We start from the raw sequence: 15,523 nt of genomic DNA on the forward strand, positions 1-15,523 counted from the left end.
GAAGCACGCTGGCCTTCCAGCGGTCCGTGCGCTACGCCGCGGTCGTCATAGGCTGCTATGCCGCCTATGCCATGGGCGCCAACAACGTCGGCAACGCCATGGCGCCGTACGTGGCCGTCGGCGTGATCGGGGCCTCCTCCGGAGCCGCCCTGGGTGGCGCGGCCATAGCGCTAGGCGTGCTGACCTACAGCCATCGCGTCATCATGGTGGTAGGAAAGCAGATTACGGCGCTGGATCCGATCTCCGCCCTGGTGGCGACCACGGCCACGGCGATCACGATCCACCTGTTCACCCAGATTGGGATCCCCGTGTCCACCTCGCAGGCGATCGTCGGCGCGGTCGTCGGGGTCGGCCTCACCAAGGGGGTCATGGGCGTCAACCGCCGAACCTTGATGGTGATCCCGGCCGGATGGGTGGTCAGCGTCGCCGGCTCGGGCGCCGCGGCCTGGCTTCTTCTGGTGGCCTACCGCGCGACCCAATGAGATCCCTGATTCGAGGCGGGCCATGGCCCGGCAGCCGGGACGGCCCAGGGAGGCATCCATGCCCAATGTCGTGGTACTGACAACAGGCGGTACGATCTCGACCCGCGATGCGGACGGCCGCGGGGCCACACCTGTCCTGCGCGGCGCCGACCTGCTGCGCGAGATCCCGGGGCTCGACGCGGTCGCCTCGCTAACAGTAGAAGAGTTCGACTTCATCCCGGGCGCCTTCATGACGCTCGAGAAGATCCTCGAGTTGAGCCGCCGCGCCTCGGAGATCATCACGCGGCCGGAGGTGGCGGGCCTGGTCATCACCCACGGGACCGACACGCTCGAGGAGTCTGCCTACTACCTGCACCTGACGGTGGGCGGCCAGACTCCGGTGGTCTTCACCGGTGCGATGCGCAACGCCTCGCAGATCGGGTTCGACGGTTATCGCAACCTCTACGACGCGATCCGCACGGCGGCCTCGCCCGAGGCGCGGGGGCGCGGGGTATTGGTGGTCCTGAACGAGGAGGTCCATTCAGCACGGTGGGTGACCAAAACCAGCGGGCAGAAGGAGGATACCTACAAGTCACCGGTGACCGGCCCGGCGGGTCTTGCGTACGGGGACCGGATCGCGTTCGTGGCCGCGCCGTACCCGCGGCGCGTGCTGCCCAACGCCATGGAGCCCAAGGTGGACCTGATCCGCCTGGCCGTGGGCGTTGATGACCGATTTCTCCGCTGCAGCCTGGAGAGCGGATCTAGAGGAATCGTGATAGAAGCCTTCGGCGGCGGCCGGGTGCCGCCACCGCTGCTGCCTGCCATCGGTGACGTGCTGGGCGCAGGGGTTCCGGTGGTCGTCACCACGCGGTGTATTGCCGGAGAGATGTGGAACGGCTACGGGTACCCGGGCGCACATCGCGATCTGCTGGCGCGCGGGGTCTACTTCGTGCACGACCTGCCGGGCCACAAGGCCAGGCTGAAGCTGGCGGTGGGGTTGGGCAACGGGCTGCGCGGCGAGGCGCTGCGCGACTACCTGGCGGCAGAGGCGTGAAGGCGCGAAATTGACACGCAAAAACCGGCCTTCTTATAATGGAGGATGGTGCGGCGGGTGCTGCAGGCCACACGGCTTCCAGCGACCGCCGGCTTTGCTTCCAGGAGGTCCGGCATGAAGATAGAAGGCGAGCATCTCCTCCCCGCAACGCGCGATGAGGTATGGGCAGCTCTCAACGACCCGGACGTGCTCGTCAAGACGGTCCCGGGACTCAAGCAGCTCAATCCCACCGGTGAAGACGCCTACGAGGCCACGATCGAGCTGGCAGTCGGACCTGTGCGCGGAACCTACCAGGGAAGGGCTCGCATCACGGACAAGACCGCCCCGGAGAGGATGACCCTGACCGTGGAGGGAGGCGGGCGGCCCGGCACGATCAGGGCAGCGGGCGCTCTGACCCTGGAAGGCCAGGGAACCGAGACGCTGGTGCGGTACGTCGGGGATGTGCAGGTTACCGGGATCCTGATGAGCGTGGGCCACCGCCTGTTCGGCGGCGTGGCCAAGCAACTGGCAGGCGTGTTCTTCAAGGCGCTGGAGCGCGAGGTGCACCAGCGCGCTGCCGCGGAGCCGGCCCTGTGATTCCGGCCGCGTTCGCCTACCATCGGCCCCGCACGGTGCAGGCAGCCATGCGGCTGCTGCTGACGCACGGCCACGACGCCAAGATCCTGGCCGGGGGGCAGAGCCTGCTTCCCATGATGAAGCTGCGGGTCGCAACTCCGGCCCACTTGATAGATATAGGGCACGTGACTTCTCTCCGGGGCATCCGGCTGCGCCAGGGCCGGCTTCGAATCGGGGCTATGGCCACGCACAGGGAGATCGAGCTCTCACCGGCGGTGCGCAGGGCGGCCCCGGTCCTGGCAGAGACCGCGGCGGTCATCGGCGACCTTCAGGTGCGCAATCTCGGGACAATCGGCGGCGCCCTGATGCACGCCGATCCCGTGGCCGACTACCCTGCCACGGTCCTGGCGCTGGAAGCGGAGTTCACGCTGCAGGGCCCATCCGGCGTGCGGACCGTCCCGGCCGCGGAGTTCTTCCTCGGGCCCATGACGACCGCAGCAGGGCCCGACGAGATCATGACCGAGATCGCCGTCCCCGCGGCACCTCCCATGCGTGGCGCGGCATACCTGAAGATGCCCAACCCGGCCTCGGGCTTTGCGCTGGCCGGGGTAGCGGCCGTGATTGGGCTGGATCAGTCCGGCCGCTGCGTCCACGTCCGCGTGGGCATCACCGGAGTGGCCTCGGCCGCATACAGGGCATCCGGCGTGGAGGCCGCCCTTTCCTGGAAGGAGCCCAATGATGAGGCGCTGGAGCGCGCCGCCGCCGCGGCCGCGGACGGGGTCGAGGCCAACCCCGACATCCATGCCAGCGCCGAGTACCGGATACATCTGGCCGGTGTTCTCACGCGACGCGCCCTTGCGCTGGCCCGCGACCGAGCCATGGCGGTCCGGCGCCGAGGACGGGCCGCGTCGCGAGCCTGATTGGTGGAGCAGGGGATGCATTCCGAGATTAGCCGCATCCAGGAACTGCTGGCCGGGCAGGGCTATGTCGCCGACCGCACAATCGCGACCAGCGTCTACCTGTCCATCACGCTGCGCAAGCCCCTGCTCATAGAGGGCGCCGCAGGCGTGGGGAAGACCGAGGTGGCGAAGGTAATGGCCCGCGCCCTCGATGCGGACCTGATCCGGTTGCAGTGCTACGAGGGCCTCGACGCCACCACCGCGCTGTACGAGTGGAACTACCAGAAGCAGCTCCTCCACATCCGGCTCTCCGAGGGTGGCGAGCGGTCGCTTGCCGAGCGCGAGGCCGAGATATTCAGCGAGGGGTTTCTCCTCAAGCGGCCGCTGCTGGACGCCATCACCAGGTCGCAGCCGCCGGTGCTGCTGGTAGACGAGATAGACCGGGCCGACGAGGAGTTCGAGGCGTTTCTGCTGGAGGTCCTCTCCGACTTCCAGGTTTCAATCCCCGAGATCGGCACGATAGCGGCCACCGCGATTCCCAACGTGGTGCTCACCAGCAACCGCACCCGCGAACTCGGCGACGCGCTGCGCCGGAGGTGTCTGTACCTCTGGATTGATTACCCCACGTTTGAGAAGGAGCTGGAGATCGTCAGGCTCAAGGTGCCTTCGGTCAACGGGCGCCTGGCCGAGCAGATCAGCGCCTTCATGCAGTTGATCCGGCGCGTCCGGCTGGAGAAAGCCCCGGGGGTTGCCGAGACCCTGGACTGGAGCGCCGCGCTCATGGCCCTCCACCGAGACCATCTCGACCGCACTGCGGTCGAGGAGACGCTGGGCGTGCTCTTCAAGCATCATGACGACGCCGCGACAGTGCGGGCGCACTGGCTGGATCAGCTTCTCGATGGTGTCGCGGCGCTGGAGCAGGAAGGACGGCCATGGTCCCAGGAAGCCGTGGTGCGCGCCGCGGAGCGGCTCGCGATCCGCAGGTAGACCGCCCGCGGCACGGTGACCTCGCGGCCAACGTGGTGGCGTTCGCCCGCCTGCTGCGAGGGCGCGGGTTGATCGTTGGACCGCCCGAGGCCGCCGACGCGTTGCGCGCTCTGTCCGCCGTGGACCTGACCGACCGCCTGGAGACCTATCTCGCGCTGCGGGCTGTTCTGGCGTCCGGGCCGGAGGCGCAGCGCATCTTCGACGTCGCCTTCTGGGAGTTCTGGGGCGAAATGCACAAGGCGGTGGGCGCTCCTCCGCCCGGAGATCAGAGTGCGCCGACGCTGGACGGCCAGCAGGCGCTCGACCGCGTGATGATCGAGTGGCAGGAGAACGGTGAGACAGGAGCCGACGGCGATCGAGTCCCGGCCTACAGCCCGGTTGAGGCACTCACCCACAAGGACTTCAGCACGCTTTCCGCCGATGAACTTGACGAGATCACCGCGATCGTGAACGCGATCGCCCGGAAGGTGGCAACGCGCCTCTCACGCCGGACCAGGCAGGCCAGGAGAGGCCGCTTGGTGGACCTGCGGCGTACAATCCGGCACAGCCTGCGCCGTGGAGGCGAGATACTAGACGTTCTCCGTAGGGAACGGAAGCTTCAGAAGACGCGCGTGGTGCTGGTCTGCGACGTCAGCGGCTCTATGGACCTCTACAGCCGGTTCATAATCCAGTTCATCTACGCGCTCCAGCACGCGGTGGCCAGGGTCGAGACCTTTGTCTTCAGCACCGGCCTCAGCCGGATCACGGGATCGCTCGCACGCGCCGATCTGCGTGCCGCCCTGGACGAGATCGCCCGGAAGGTGCCCGACTGGTCCGGCGGTACGAAGATAGGTCGCAGCCTGCGCCGGTTTCTAGCCGACCACGGAGGGTGGGCACTCGACGGCCGGACCGTGGTCATAATCATCAGCGACGGATGGGATACCGGCGATCCGGACGTGCTGGAGTCGGCCATGGCCGAGCTGCACCGGCGCGCCGCGCGCGTCATCTGGTTGAACCCGCTGCTGGCGAGCCCGGGGTATGAGCCAATCTGCCAGGGGATGCGTGTCGCGCTGCCCCATGTGGACGTCTTCGCCCCTGCGCACAACCTGGACAGCCTGCGCCGGCTCGAACGCCATCTGGCGCGCCGCCCATGAAGGAACTCGCCGACATCCTCTCCGCCGCACGGGAGGCCTCGGCCGCAGGAGAGCCGATGGCCGTGGCCACCATAATAGGGGTGAGGGGTTCCACGTACCGGCGTGAGGGCGCACGCCTGCTCGTCACCCGCTCGGGCCGCCTGACCGGCAACATCAGCGGGGGCTGCCTCGAGGGGGACGTGGCCGTCGTGGCCGCGGACGTAATGGAGCGGCGCCTCCCGCGGGTGACGCTCTACGACCTAACCGCCGATGACGACGCGGTGTGGGGTTTGGGCCTGGGCTGCAACGGCGCGATCGAGGTGTTCGTCGAGCCCGTAACGGGTGACGATCTGTTGTGGCAGGCGGCGGAGGCCGTGCTTGACGGCGCCACCCTTGGGCTCGTTACCGTGGTGGAGGGAGGGGCCACTGTCCCTGCCGGAGGGCGCATGGTGGTGTGGCCCGACGGTCGCCGCCAGGGCAGCCTGGGCGATGCGGCCGTGGATGAAGAAGCCGCACGGATCGCGCTGTGCGCTTCGGGCGCGCTCCGCTCGCGGGTTCACACCCTCGGTGCCGAGGGTGGGCCGCAGATACGGCTGTTCGTGGAAGTGCTGCATCCTCCGTTGCGCCTAATCGTCTGCGGGGCAGGGCACGATGCGATACCCGTGGTGCGTCTAGCATCGCAACTCGGCTGGAGGGTGCTGGTTGTTGACAGGCGCGAGGCGTTCCTGACGCCCGAGCGATTTCCGGGTGCAACCGGGTTTGTCCGCACGGAGTTTCCCGAGGCCGGAGCGACGGTCCCAACCGACCCCAACTCGTTCGTGCTGGTGATGACCCACAACTATGTCCACGACCGCGACCTGCTGCGGGCGTTTCTGCCGACACCGGTACGATACCTGGGAATGCTCGGGCCCAGGGCGCGTACCGAGAAGATGCTGGGGGAACTTGTGGCCGAAGGCGTGGCGATCAGCGAGGACCGCCGCGCGCAGATCTACGGCCCGGTCGGCCTGGATATCGGCGGTGATACCCCGGACGAGATCGCGCTGGCAGCCCTCTCCGAGATCCTCGCCGTGGCGCACGGCCGCGCAGGAGGGTTCCTGCGTGCCCGCTCCGGTCCCATCCATGTGCCTGCGCAGGACGCGGGCCCCTTCGTTTCTGCCGTGATCCTGGCGGCCGGAGCCAGCACCCGCATGGGCCGCCCGAAGCTGGCGATTCCCGTGCGGGGAACGCCGATGATCCGCCGCATAGTGGCGGCCGCGCTCGCCTCGCGCTGCAGTGAAGCCATCGTAGTGCTGGGCACGCACGCGGATCTCTACCGTTCGCTGCTCGACGGCCTGGCAGTACGGATAGTGGAAAACCGGGATCCCACGGAGGGTATGGCGTCCTCGATCCGCGCCGGAATCGAGGCGGTCTCGCCCGACGCCTCCGGCGCTGTGATCCTGCTGGCGGACCAGCCGTTCGTTTCGGCAGAGGTGATTGACCGTCTGATCGAGGCCGTCGCCTCCGACAGGCGGAGGATCGTCGCGTCGGAGCACCACGGCGCCGCGACTCCGCCGGTCTACTTCCCGCGAGCCTACTTTCCGGAGCTGCTGGCCCTCGAGGGCGACCGCGGTGCCCGCAGCGTGATCCAGGCCCATCCACGGGAATGCGTCTTGGTGCCGCTCCCCGAGTCCTGCGCCGCGGACATCGACACCAGCGAAGATCTCTCGGCCATCGGCGACTAGACGCGCCTCAGGACCCGCCCCGCCCTGGTGCCGGTGTCCACGGCGTTCTCGATGACAACCTGTCCGTTCACAACCACCTGGGCGACGCCCGCGCAGTAGCGATGTGGGTCGTGGAACGTGGCCAGGTCGGTGATCCGGTCCGGATCGAAGACCACCAGGTCGGCGGCGCAGCCCGGCCTGATCAGCCCCAGGTCGTAGCGGCGCAGCCGCTGTGCCGGGAGGGAGGTCATCTTGCGCACTGCCTCTTCGAGACTGAGCACGCGGTCCTCGCGCACGTACCTGGCCAGTACGCGCGCGAACGTGCCGTAGCTGCGCGGGTGTGGCCTTCCCCCGGCCGAGGGGGAAAGCGTCCAACCGTCGCTGGCAATGGCGACCGCGGGGTGGCGCATCACGCGCCGCACGTCCTCCTCGCACATGGAGAATATGATCATCTGAACCCCGCCGCGCCCGCTCTCGAGCAGGTGCAGGGCCGCGTCCACCGGATCCTCGCCCCTGTCCGCGGCGATCTCGGTGAGCATCCTGCCCTCGTACACCTTGCATGGACCGTCAGGGATGCTGCTGATCATGATCGCCTCAGGGTCGAACTCGCGGGCTCCAGAGGACAACGCCTCGGGTCCGGGAGACGCGATCTCGGCGCGGATGCGGGCGCGCTCGTGTGGATCAGCGAGGCGGGAAAGCATCGCCTCGATCCCGCCCTGCATCGCCCGCTTCGGCAAGATTGCCGCCAGGGTGGTGCTGCCGGCTGTGTACGGGTACTGATCCGCCAGCACGTCCTGACCTGATGCGCGCGCGCGGTCAATCATCTCCAGCGAGGCACCTACCAGGCCCCAGTTCTGGCGGCCCGTTGCCTTGTGGTGACTGAGTTGCACGGGCACCCTGGCGCGGCGTCCGATCGCGAGTGCCTCGCCGACCGCGTCCAGCAGCGAGTTGCCCTCGCCGCGGATGTGGGAGGAGTAGAATGCCCCATACCGCCCTGCCACCTCTGCCAGCGCCACAAGTTCCTCGGTAGCGGCGTAACTGCCGGGGACGTAGATCAGGCCCGAGGAAAGACCGAACGCCCCCTGCTCGAGCGCCCGCGCCACGTGGGTCCGCATCGCGTCCAGTTCCTGGGACGACGGAGCACGGTCGTCAAATCCCATCACCGCGACGCGCACGGTCCCATGGCCTACTTGCAGGGCGACGTTGCAGGCCAGCGGAAGGCGTTCCAGGCAGGCCGCGTAGCCGGAGGCGTCCTCCCACTCCCACGACAGCCCTGCGTCCACGAACGCTGCGTACGCACGCAACAGTTCCAATCGTTCCTTGTGGACCGGGAACGGCGAGAAGCCGCAGTTGCCGACGAGCTGCGTGGTGACACCCTGGCGCACCATCGCCTCGGCACGAGGGAATGCCGGGAGAGTGAAGTCGCCATGTGTGTGCAGGTCAATGAATCCGGGCGCCAGCACAGCGCCGTCAACGTCAACAATCCGCCGGGCAGCAGCCCCGGACAGATCGCCGACCATCGCGATGCGGCCGTCCTCCACGCCCACATCGCCCCAGAACCACGGGTTGCCGGTGCCGTCCACTATGCGGGCGTTGCGGAAGACCAGGCTGTACATCTATTCCCCTCCCTCACTTCCCACCCTGGGACGGAGGCAGCACCAACAAGACATCGCCGACCAGGCGCTCCCCGGTCTCGTCCGACGGCAGGTTGATCACCACTCCCCGGACCACGAGTGTCGTTGATCCGCCGCCATCCAGGTTCAGGGCGTCGGTCACCCCGAGCCGTCGAAGCATTCCTGCCAGCTCTGCAAGGGTCATGCCGAGACTGTGATAGGGCTGGCGCCCTCCGACCACCGCGATGACGATCCGGCCATCTTCCAGCCGGCCGATAGAGGTGCGAGGATGGCGCCGGTTTACAAACGACGGGCGGAACCCTTCGCCGCCGGCGAACTGGCCGCCGGAGAGGAGCCGCGGTCCACCGCCTACTACGTTCCGGACGCCTTCCCACCGCGCATCGCCGGAGGCCGGTACCAGCCGCAGGCGGAGCAAGACCCGATCGCCCTGCTTGAACGCGGCCAGCAGGGAGGCCCGACCGCGGGCGTGTCCCGAGAGAACGTAGCCGCCCTGAGGGATTGGGCTGTTGCCGCGTCCATCCAGCACATGCTGTACCGTGTCCCCGGCCACGACTACCTCGGCGCCGAGGGCGCTGGCGCGCGTGGTGGCGCCGTGCGCCGGGCGGTACAGGATGACCTCACCTGCGCCGCGGTCGCGGTTGACGCCGTCTATCGTGACCGTGCCTCCATCGGTAGAAGCGGCGGCATCGAGCCGGAGCACGTCGAAGAGCAACTGGCCGTCATCCGTGATTCCAACACAGCTCCTGCCCGCCAGCGGCTCGCTGATCACCTCACCCTCTATGACCAGGCACCCCAGTGGATCTCCCAACGAGGTGAAGAACCCGCCGTTTATCGCAGCGGTCGCGCCGACGCGACGCGCGGCCTCGCTGGTCCTGCCGCGGCCTATGAGCGGCCCGGAGGCCAGCGCCGGTCGCAGCCGCGCGCCGCCCGCGGGTTCGACTAGCACAACCCCGCTCCAGAAAGGTCCGGGCAGCGCCTCGTAGTCGGACACTGTAAGGATGATCCAGGTAGGCAGACCCTCGGCCGCGAGGCGTTGTTGCAGGCCGGCCGCCTCGTCGCGGGTGGCGTAGTTCCCCACGCGAACCTTGAAGAACTCGTCAACCGCATCCACGAACGCCGGAAAGCCCCGCGCCCGCATCGCATCGGCCAACCGTCGCGCCCGCTCTTCTTCCAGGAACGCGCCGATCTGCACCCGCCAGACCGGCGGCGTTCGCAACGCGCCTCGTTTCTCCAAGATGAGGGTGACGCCGGCTTCCAGCACGACCGAGAAGGTCAGCGACATGCCCTGCTCCGCGCCCTGCAGGTATGCCCACACCAGACTGGCTGCCTCGGCGCGCGTGAGCGGATCGCCGGGGCGCACGCGCTCCGAGGGTGGCTCGCGCAGCAGAGGCGGTGTGCTATGCGAGGCGACGGCGATCGCGCCGCGGACTGCAGGCGGTAGGCCGTTGAGGTCGGTGAACGGTAGCGCTGCGTTGACCATGTACGCGGATTCGAACGTGTGCCCCAGCGCGCGCACCAGCCAGATGAAAGCATCGCCGCGCACGAGCGGCGAGTTCGGGCGGAACAGGCCGCCCGCGGGAAGGATGCCGTAAGCCACGGCGGATTCAACCGCGGGCGCCAGTTCGCGTGCGAGTGATAGATCGGCAAACGACGGCGGATCGAGCCGCACCTGCGGCAGTCCGCGCGCTGCTACGAGCCAAGCGACGAACTGTGCGCGGCCGATTGGCGCATCCGGGCGGAACAGACGGTCGGCGCCGACCTCGATCACGCCGCGCGCGAGCAGGTTCGCGATGCGCTCCTCTGCCCAGTGGCCGCGCGCATCTTCGGGCCGCAACTGGGCGGATGCGGCGGCTCCTGAGGCAACCAGCAGCGCGGCCAGGAGGGTGAGCGCGATCAAGAGCGTGCGGCGTGCGTCCGGCGGAAACATCGCCTCGGGGATTCTGCTGACGCCCTGTTGTTCCTGCTCGCCTGATACACCTGTCTTGGAAATCAACAAATTGTGTCCGGCGAAGAAGGAGAATCTATATGTGGTATCGAACGGACATACGACGGCAAGATCGTGCCGTCCATCTTCCAAGAGAAGGAGGCGAGGACGGTGGCGAAGAAGGCTAAGAAGGCCGCTAAGAAGAAGGGCAAGTAGCCGCCCTGCGCTTGCCCCAAAGAGACGGCGGGTCTAACCGCCGTCTCTTTGTTCGTGATTGCGGCCTGCGTTCACCACAGACCGCATCTAGCCGAAAGCGTTGAAGCCCGTAAGATCACGGCCCAGTATGAGCGTGTGGATGTCGTACGTGCCCTCGTATGTGTCCACCGATTCCAGGTTGGCGGAGTGGCGCATCGCGTGGTATTCGAGCGTGATGCCGTACGCGCCGAGGATCGAGCGCGCGGCGCGCGCGATCTCCAGCGCGGCGCGGACGTTGTTGCGCTTGGCCAGCGAGACCTGCGTGTGCCGCATCAGCCCCTGATCCTTGAGCTGCCCCAGGCGGTAGACGAGGAGCTGCGCCTTGGTCAACTCGGTGAGCATGTCCGCCAGCCGTGCCTGGATGATCTGCGTCGCGGCGATGGGCCTGCCGAACGCCACGCGATCGCGCGCGTAACCCAGCGCCTCCTCGAAGCAGGCCATTGCCGCGCCCACGGCGCCCCACGCGATTCCGTAGCGTGCCTGGGTCAGACAGGAGAGCGGCGCCTTCAATCCCTTCGCATCGGGAAGACGGGCGTCGTCGTCCAGGCGCACGCCGTCGAGCACCAGCTCAGAGGTGTCGGACGCGCGCATGCTGGCCTTCGTCTTCAACTCGTGCGCCGAGAAGCCGGGCGTGCCCCGCTCCACGAGGAACCCCAGGATCTCGCCGCCGTCGTCCTTGGCCCAGACCACCGCCACGTCCGCGAGCGAACCGCTGGTGATCCACATCTTGGAGCCCGTTAGTTCCCATCCGTCCCCGCGGCGCCTGGCGCGGGTCTGCATCGCTGCGGGATCAGAGCCCGCCGACGTCTCGGTCAGGCCGAAGCAGCCGATGGCCTCTCCGTGCGCCAGGCGCGGGAGCCAGTGCCTCCGCTGCGCCTCGCTGCCGTAGGCATATATGGGATACATGACGAGCGAACCCTGCACCGAGGCAAACGAGCGCAGGCCTGAGTCGCCACGCTCCAGTTCCTGAAGGATCAGGCCGTAGGCGACGTTGTTGATCCCTGCCGCGCCGTACTCACTGGGCAGGTTGGCGCCCAGGACTCCCAGGCCTCCCAGCTCCTTGACCAGGTGCTTGGGGAATTCGCCCCTCAACCACCAACCCCCGATGTGCGGCAGGACCTCGCGGTCCACGAAGCGGCGGACCGTATCACGCATCAACCGCTCGTCGTCGGAGAGCAGTCCATCAAGCATGTAGTAGTCGGCCGGTCGTGCCAGGAGTTCACTCACGCGGCAACCTCCAGTAGTACGGCGTCCCCTCGATTCTATGGGATGGAGCACGACCGGGGAAGGGTTCCGCCCTGGGATCTGGAACCCTCTCCTCATGTCCGCGACACGGATCATCCGCATCAGTGCCGGAGGCGTCGAGGCAAGCGCAGCGATGGGAAACACGCGTACCGCCGATGCGATTTGGGAGGCGCTGCCGATCGAGGGCCGCGGTAACCGCTGGGGGGACGAGATCTACTTCCGCATCGGGCTAGGCCTGCCCGAAGAGGACGCGGTGGAGGTCGTGGAGGTGGGCGATCTCGCGTACTGGCCCCCGGGGCAGGCGTTCTGCCTCTTTTTCGGCCCTACCCCGGCCAGCCAGGGGATCGAGCCCCGCGCGGCGAGCCCGGTGAACGTCTTCGGCCGCGTCCAGGGCGATGCCACGCTCTTTCGAGGAGTGCGCGATGCAGCCCGGGTCACCCTGGCTCGGCTCGATGCGCCGGAGATCTCCCGCACGAACGGCTGACCCATCTTCCCAGACACCAACTTCCCAGGCGCCGAGTTGAGAACATCAGGAGGACTCGATTCCGCCGCGTCGAACACCCTTCATGGTAATCGTTTTCCATCCATGAGCGTGTCGTGCCCTCGGCGATTCTGGCACAGGAGGCCTGCGTGTGACCGCGACGATCCGGGAGGTGGCTGAGGCCGCTGGAGTATCGGTCGCCACGGTTTCGCGGGTCGTGAGCGAGAGCGATCACCGCGTCGCCGCGGCAACGCGCAGCCGGGTGCTGGCCGCAGTCGCGCGACTGAACTATCAACCCAACCTGGTGGCGCAGGGCCTGAAGAGCCGCGTCACACGCACTGTCGGTCTGATAGTGCCCGACATCAGCAATCCTTTCTTTCCGGCGATCGTTCGAGGAATCGAGGATACCGCAAACCAGGCCGGCCTCGCGGTCCTGCTGTGCAACACCTACGAGGACCTTGCCAAAGAGCGTAGCTACCTCGCGCTGCTGCGTAAGCGCATGGTGGACGGCTTCATCTTCGCCACTGTAGGCGCCAACACCGAGCACCTGCGGATGCTGCGGCGTCAGCGCATGCCCGCGGTGCTGATCGCCCGGGCCCCGGGCGGGGTGGACATGGATGCCGTGCTGGTGGACAACCGTCGGGGGGAACGCGAGGCCGTCGAGCACCTGCTGCATCTCGGCCACCGGCGCATCGCTTTCATCGGAGGGCCGGCGACCCTGCCGGTGGCCGGTGAACGCCTGGCCGGCTATCGGGATGCCCTCGGCGCAGCCGGGATACCGGTGGACCCTGCTCTGGTCTTCGACGGTGGCTTTCGTCCCGAAGGCGGCGCGGCCGCGGTGGAGGCGCTGCTGAGCCGGCGGGTGAAGTTCACGGCCATCGTGGCCGCCAACGACCTGATGGCGATCGGGGCAATGGAGGATCTCCATCGCCGCGGGCGGCGGCTTCCCGGTGATGTCGCGGTGGTCGGGTTTGACGACATCACGTTTGCCTCGCTCGTTGAGCCCCCGCTTACGACCGTCGCGCAGCCCAAGTACCAGATGGGCCGCCTGGCAATGGAGCGGCTGCTGGAACTGCTCAACGGCGGGGCCTCCCGGCCCCGCCGGCTCGTGCTGGAACCACGGCTCGTTGTTCGGGAATCATGTGGGGCGAACCTGACGCGCACCGAGATCAAGCGATCTAACTAAGGAGGGGATTGAGAGATGAAAGGCCTGTTGCTAGAAGCCGAGTGGAAGCCGCGCGACGGCTACAAGGTGAGTGAGTTCGAGCGCACCACCGGGAAGGCGGTCACCGGCAGTAGCGTCTGGCACCGCCCGCGGCTGCGTATTGCGGACCTGCCCGACGCTCCGCTCGGTCCGAAGGACGTGAGACTGCGGGTCCGAGCATGTGGCATCTGTGGCTCGGACGTGCACTTCTACGAGACCGACAAGGACGGCTACATGCTCTACCCCGGGCTGACCAAGTTCCCCGCGTTCCTTGGCCACGAGTTCTCCGGCGAGGTCGCTGAGGTTGGCTCCGAGGTCACGGATCTGGTCGTGAGCGACATGGTCACCGCCGAGGAGATGATCTGGTGCGGCGAGTGCGTTCCCTGCCGCAACGGGTATCCCAATCAGTGCCTGCGGCTCGAGGAGATCGGATTCACGATCCACGGTGCCATGGCCGAGTTCATCGTGATCGGCGCCAAGTACTGCTGGAAGATAAACGAACTGGCCGAGGTCTACGGCAGCGTGGACCGCGCATACGAGGCCGGCGCGCTGTGCGAGCCCACCTGCGTGTCCTACAATGCCATGTTCTCCAGGGCCGGCGGCTTCAAGCCGGGCGGGTACGTTACGGTTTTTGGAACGGGGCCGATTGGGCTGGCCGGGGTTGCCCTTGCCAAGGCCGCCGGAGCGGGCCGCGTTATCGCATTCGACGTATCCGCGGCGCGCCGGGAGCTGGCCAAGAAGGTTGGCGCCGACTTCGCATACGACCCCGTTGAGCTCGGACGCCAGGGGACGAAGCCGCGCGACGTGATCATGGAGGCCACCAAGGGCGAAGGGGCCGACCTGCATTTCGAGGCCGCGGGGTCTCCGCCGCTGACCATCCCCGAGATGGAAGAGAGCCTGGCCGTGGGCGGCAAGATCGTGATCATCGGCCGGGCCTCAGAGCGCGTGCCGATGTACCTTGAGCACTTCCAGACCCGCGCGGCGCAGTTGTACGGCGCGCAGGGCCACTCGGGATACGGGAACTTCCCGTCGGTGATTCGGTTGATGGCGGCGCGCCGGATAGACATGACGCAGGTTGTCACGAACCGGTTCCCGCTTGATCGCGGGGTCGAGGCCATACAGACTGCCACCAAGCGAGAAGGCGGCAAGATCCTCGTGCTGCCATGAAGCGATTCGGACTGAACGGCGCCACTACCGGTGAGCACGTTGACATCGAGACCGACATCCGGGTGGCCGGGGAGGCAGGGTATCAGGCCGTCGAGCTAAGGGACACGAAGATCGAGCGGTACCTTGGTTCGGGCGGCACGCTTGCCGCCCTGCGCGGCCGGCTCCGCGACGCCGGCGTGGAGGTGCTCAGCATCAACGCGTTGGAAGACTCGACGCTCCGGACCGGCGCGCGCCTGGAGGAGATTCTGGCGCGCTGCCGGGTCTTCTGCGAGTGGGCCCGTGCCCTGGACGCGCCCTATGTGGTGGCGGTGCCAAGTTTCCTGGCACCGGGTGAGGCGGGCTCATTGGACTCCATGGACGCGGGGATGCGGTCGCAGACCGGCGCATCGCTGGCCGCCATGGCCGGCGTCGCCAAGCCCTTTGGGGTGAAGGTCGGGTTTGAGTTCCTTGGATTTCGCACGTGCTCGGTCAACACCCTGCGCGTCGCCAGAGACATCCTCGACGAGGTAGGGGATCCCACGGCGGGCCTCGTCATTGACACGTTCCACTTCTACGCCGGTGGATCGCGGCTTGAGGACCTGGACGGCCTTGACGCCGCCCGCGTCTTCGTCGTCCACGTGGACGATGCCGAGCCCGGCGATCCGGCAGGCCTCGGTGATTCCCACAGGTTGCTGCCCGGCGAGGGGGTCATTCCCCTGAAGGCCATGATCACACGCCTGGAGGAAGCGGGATACCGCGGCACCTACTCCCTCGAGCTGTTCCGGCCCGAGTACTGGGCCTGGCCCCCTGCCGAGATCGCGCGGCGCGGGCTCGACAGCATGGTGCGACTGTTCACCTGAGAGCCA

At 67.6% G+C, this 15,523-nt stretch carries 14 protein-coding genes; 11 read left to right on the forward strand and 3 right to left on the reverse strand.

What is annotated here, in order from left to right; all coding sequences use genetic code 11:
* From FJX73_09545 to FJX73_09575, 7 genes are all read left to right on the forward strand, one after another.
* Positions 1-482, forward strand: a 482-nt coding sequence (locus tag FJX73_09545; protein MBM3471018.1) for an inorganic phosphate transporter, incomplete at its 5' end; no start/stop codon positions are given.
* Positions 483-504: 22 nt separating this feature from the next.
* Positions 505-1,515 carry an asparaginase gene (locus FJX73_09550; protein ID MBM3471019.1) on the forward strand — a complete coding sequence of 337 codons (1,011 nt, stop codon included), beginning with the start codon at positions 505-507 and terminating at the stop codon, positions 1,513-1,515.
* 45 nt (positions 1,516-1,560) lie between these two features.
* Entirely contained in the window at positions 1,561-2,091 is a 531-nt protein-coding gene (locus FJX73_09555; protein MBM3471020.1) for a carbon monoxide dehydrogenase subunit G, read from the forward strand.
* Positions 2,088-2,990: a xanthine dehydrogenase family protein subunit M gene (locus FJX73_09560; protein MBM3471021.1), complete on the forward strand. Its 903-nt coding sequence runs from the start codon at positions 2,088-2,090 to the stop codon at positions 2,988-2,990. Before FJX73_09555 ends, FJX73_09560 begins: the two co-directional genes overlap by 4 nt.
* Before the next feature lie 15 nt (positions 2,991-3,005).
* On the forward strand, positions 3,006-3,956 hold the full coding sequence (locus tag FJX73_09565; protein ID MBM3471022.1) for a MoxR family ATPase: 951 nt from the start codon (positions 3,006-3,008) through the stop codon (positions 3,954-3,956).
* On the forward strand, positions 3,902-5,089 hold the full coding sequence (locus tag FJX73_09570) for a VWA domain-containing protein (protein ID MBM3471023.1): 1,188 nt from the start codon (positions 3,902-3,904) through the stop codon (positions 5,087-5,089). The genes FJX73_09565 and FJX73_09570 overlap by 55 nt, the downstream gene beginning before the upstream one ends.
* Positions 5,086-6,789: a hypothetical protein gene (locus FJX73_09575; protein ID MBM3471024.1), complete on the forward strand. Its 1,704-nt coding sequence runs from the start codon at positions 5,086-5,088 to the stop codon at positions 6,787-6,789. Before FJX73_09570 ends, FJX73_09575 begins: the two co-directional genes overlap by 4 nt.
* Here the strand turns inward: FJX73_09575 and FJX73_09580 are convergent.
* From FJX73_09580 to FJX73_09590, 3 genes are all read right to left on the reverse strand, one after another.
* On the reverse strand, positions 6,786-8,384 hold the full coding sequence (locus tag FJX73_09580) for a D-aminoacylase (GenBank protein ID MBM3471025.1): 1,599 nt from the start codon (positions 8,382-8,384) through the stop codon (positions 6,786-6,788). The two genes, FJX73_09575 and FJX73_09580, sit on opposite strands and share 4 nt — an antisense overlap.
* 13 nt (positions 8,385-8,397) lie before the next feature.
* Complete coding sequence (locus tag FJX73_09585) at positions 8,398-10,329, reverse strand: hypothetical protein (GenBank protein ID MBM3471026.1); 1,932 nt, start codon at positions 10,327-10,329, stop codon at positions 8,398-8,400.
* Positions 10,330-10,629: 300 nt separating this feature from the next.
* Entirely contained in the window at positions 10,630-11,772 is a 1,143-nt protein-coding gene (locus tag FJX73_09590; protein ID MBM3471027.1) for an acyl-CoA dehydrogenase, read from the reverse strand.
* A gap of 130 nt (positions 11,773-11,902) precedes the next feature.
* Between FJX73_09590 and FJX73_09595 the strand changes: the two genes are divergently transcribed.
* From FJX73_09595 to FJX73_09610, 4 genes are all read left to right on the forward strand, one after another.
* On the forward strand, positions 11,903-12,310 hold the full coding sequence (locus FJX73_09595; protein MBM3471028.1) for a hypothetical protein: 408 nt from the start codon (positions 11,903-11,905) through the stop codon (positions 12,308-12,310).
* Between the two features lie 148 nt (positions 12,311-12,458).
* Entirely contained in the window at positions 12,459-13,493 is a 1,035-nt protein-coding gene (locus FJX73_09600) for a LacI family transcriptional regulator (GenBank protein MBM3471029.1), read from the forward strand.
* A 15-nt stretch (positions 13,494-13,508) separates the two neighbouring features.
* Positions 13,509-14,678 carry a zinc-binding dehydrogenase gene (locus tag FJX73_09605; protein ID MBM3471030.1) on the forward strand — a complete coding sequence of 390 codons (1,170 nt, stop codon included), beginning with the start codon at positions 13,509-13,511 and terminating at the stop codon, positions 14,676-14,678.
* Entirely contained in the window at positions 14,675-15,517 is an 843-nt protein-coding gene (locus FJX73_09610; protein ID MBM3471031.1) for a sugar phosphate isomerase/epimerase, read from the forward strand. The genes FJX73_09605 and FJX73_09610 overlap by 4 nt, the downstream gene beginning before the upstream one ends.
* Positions 15,518-15,523 lie beyond the last annotated feature (6 nt).

The organism is Armatimonadota bacterium (assembly GCA_016869025.1).
Lineage (GTDB): Bacteria > Sysuimicrobiota > Sysuimicrobiia > Sysuimicrobiales > Humicultoraceae > VGFA01.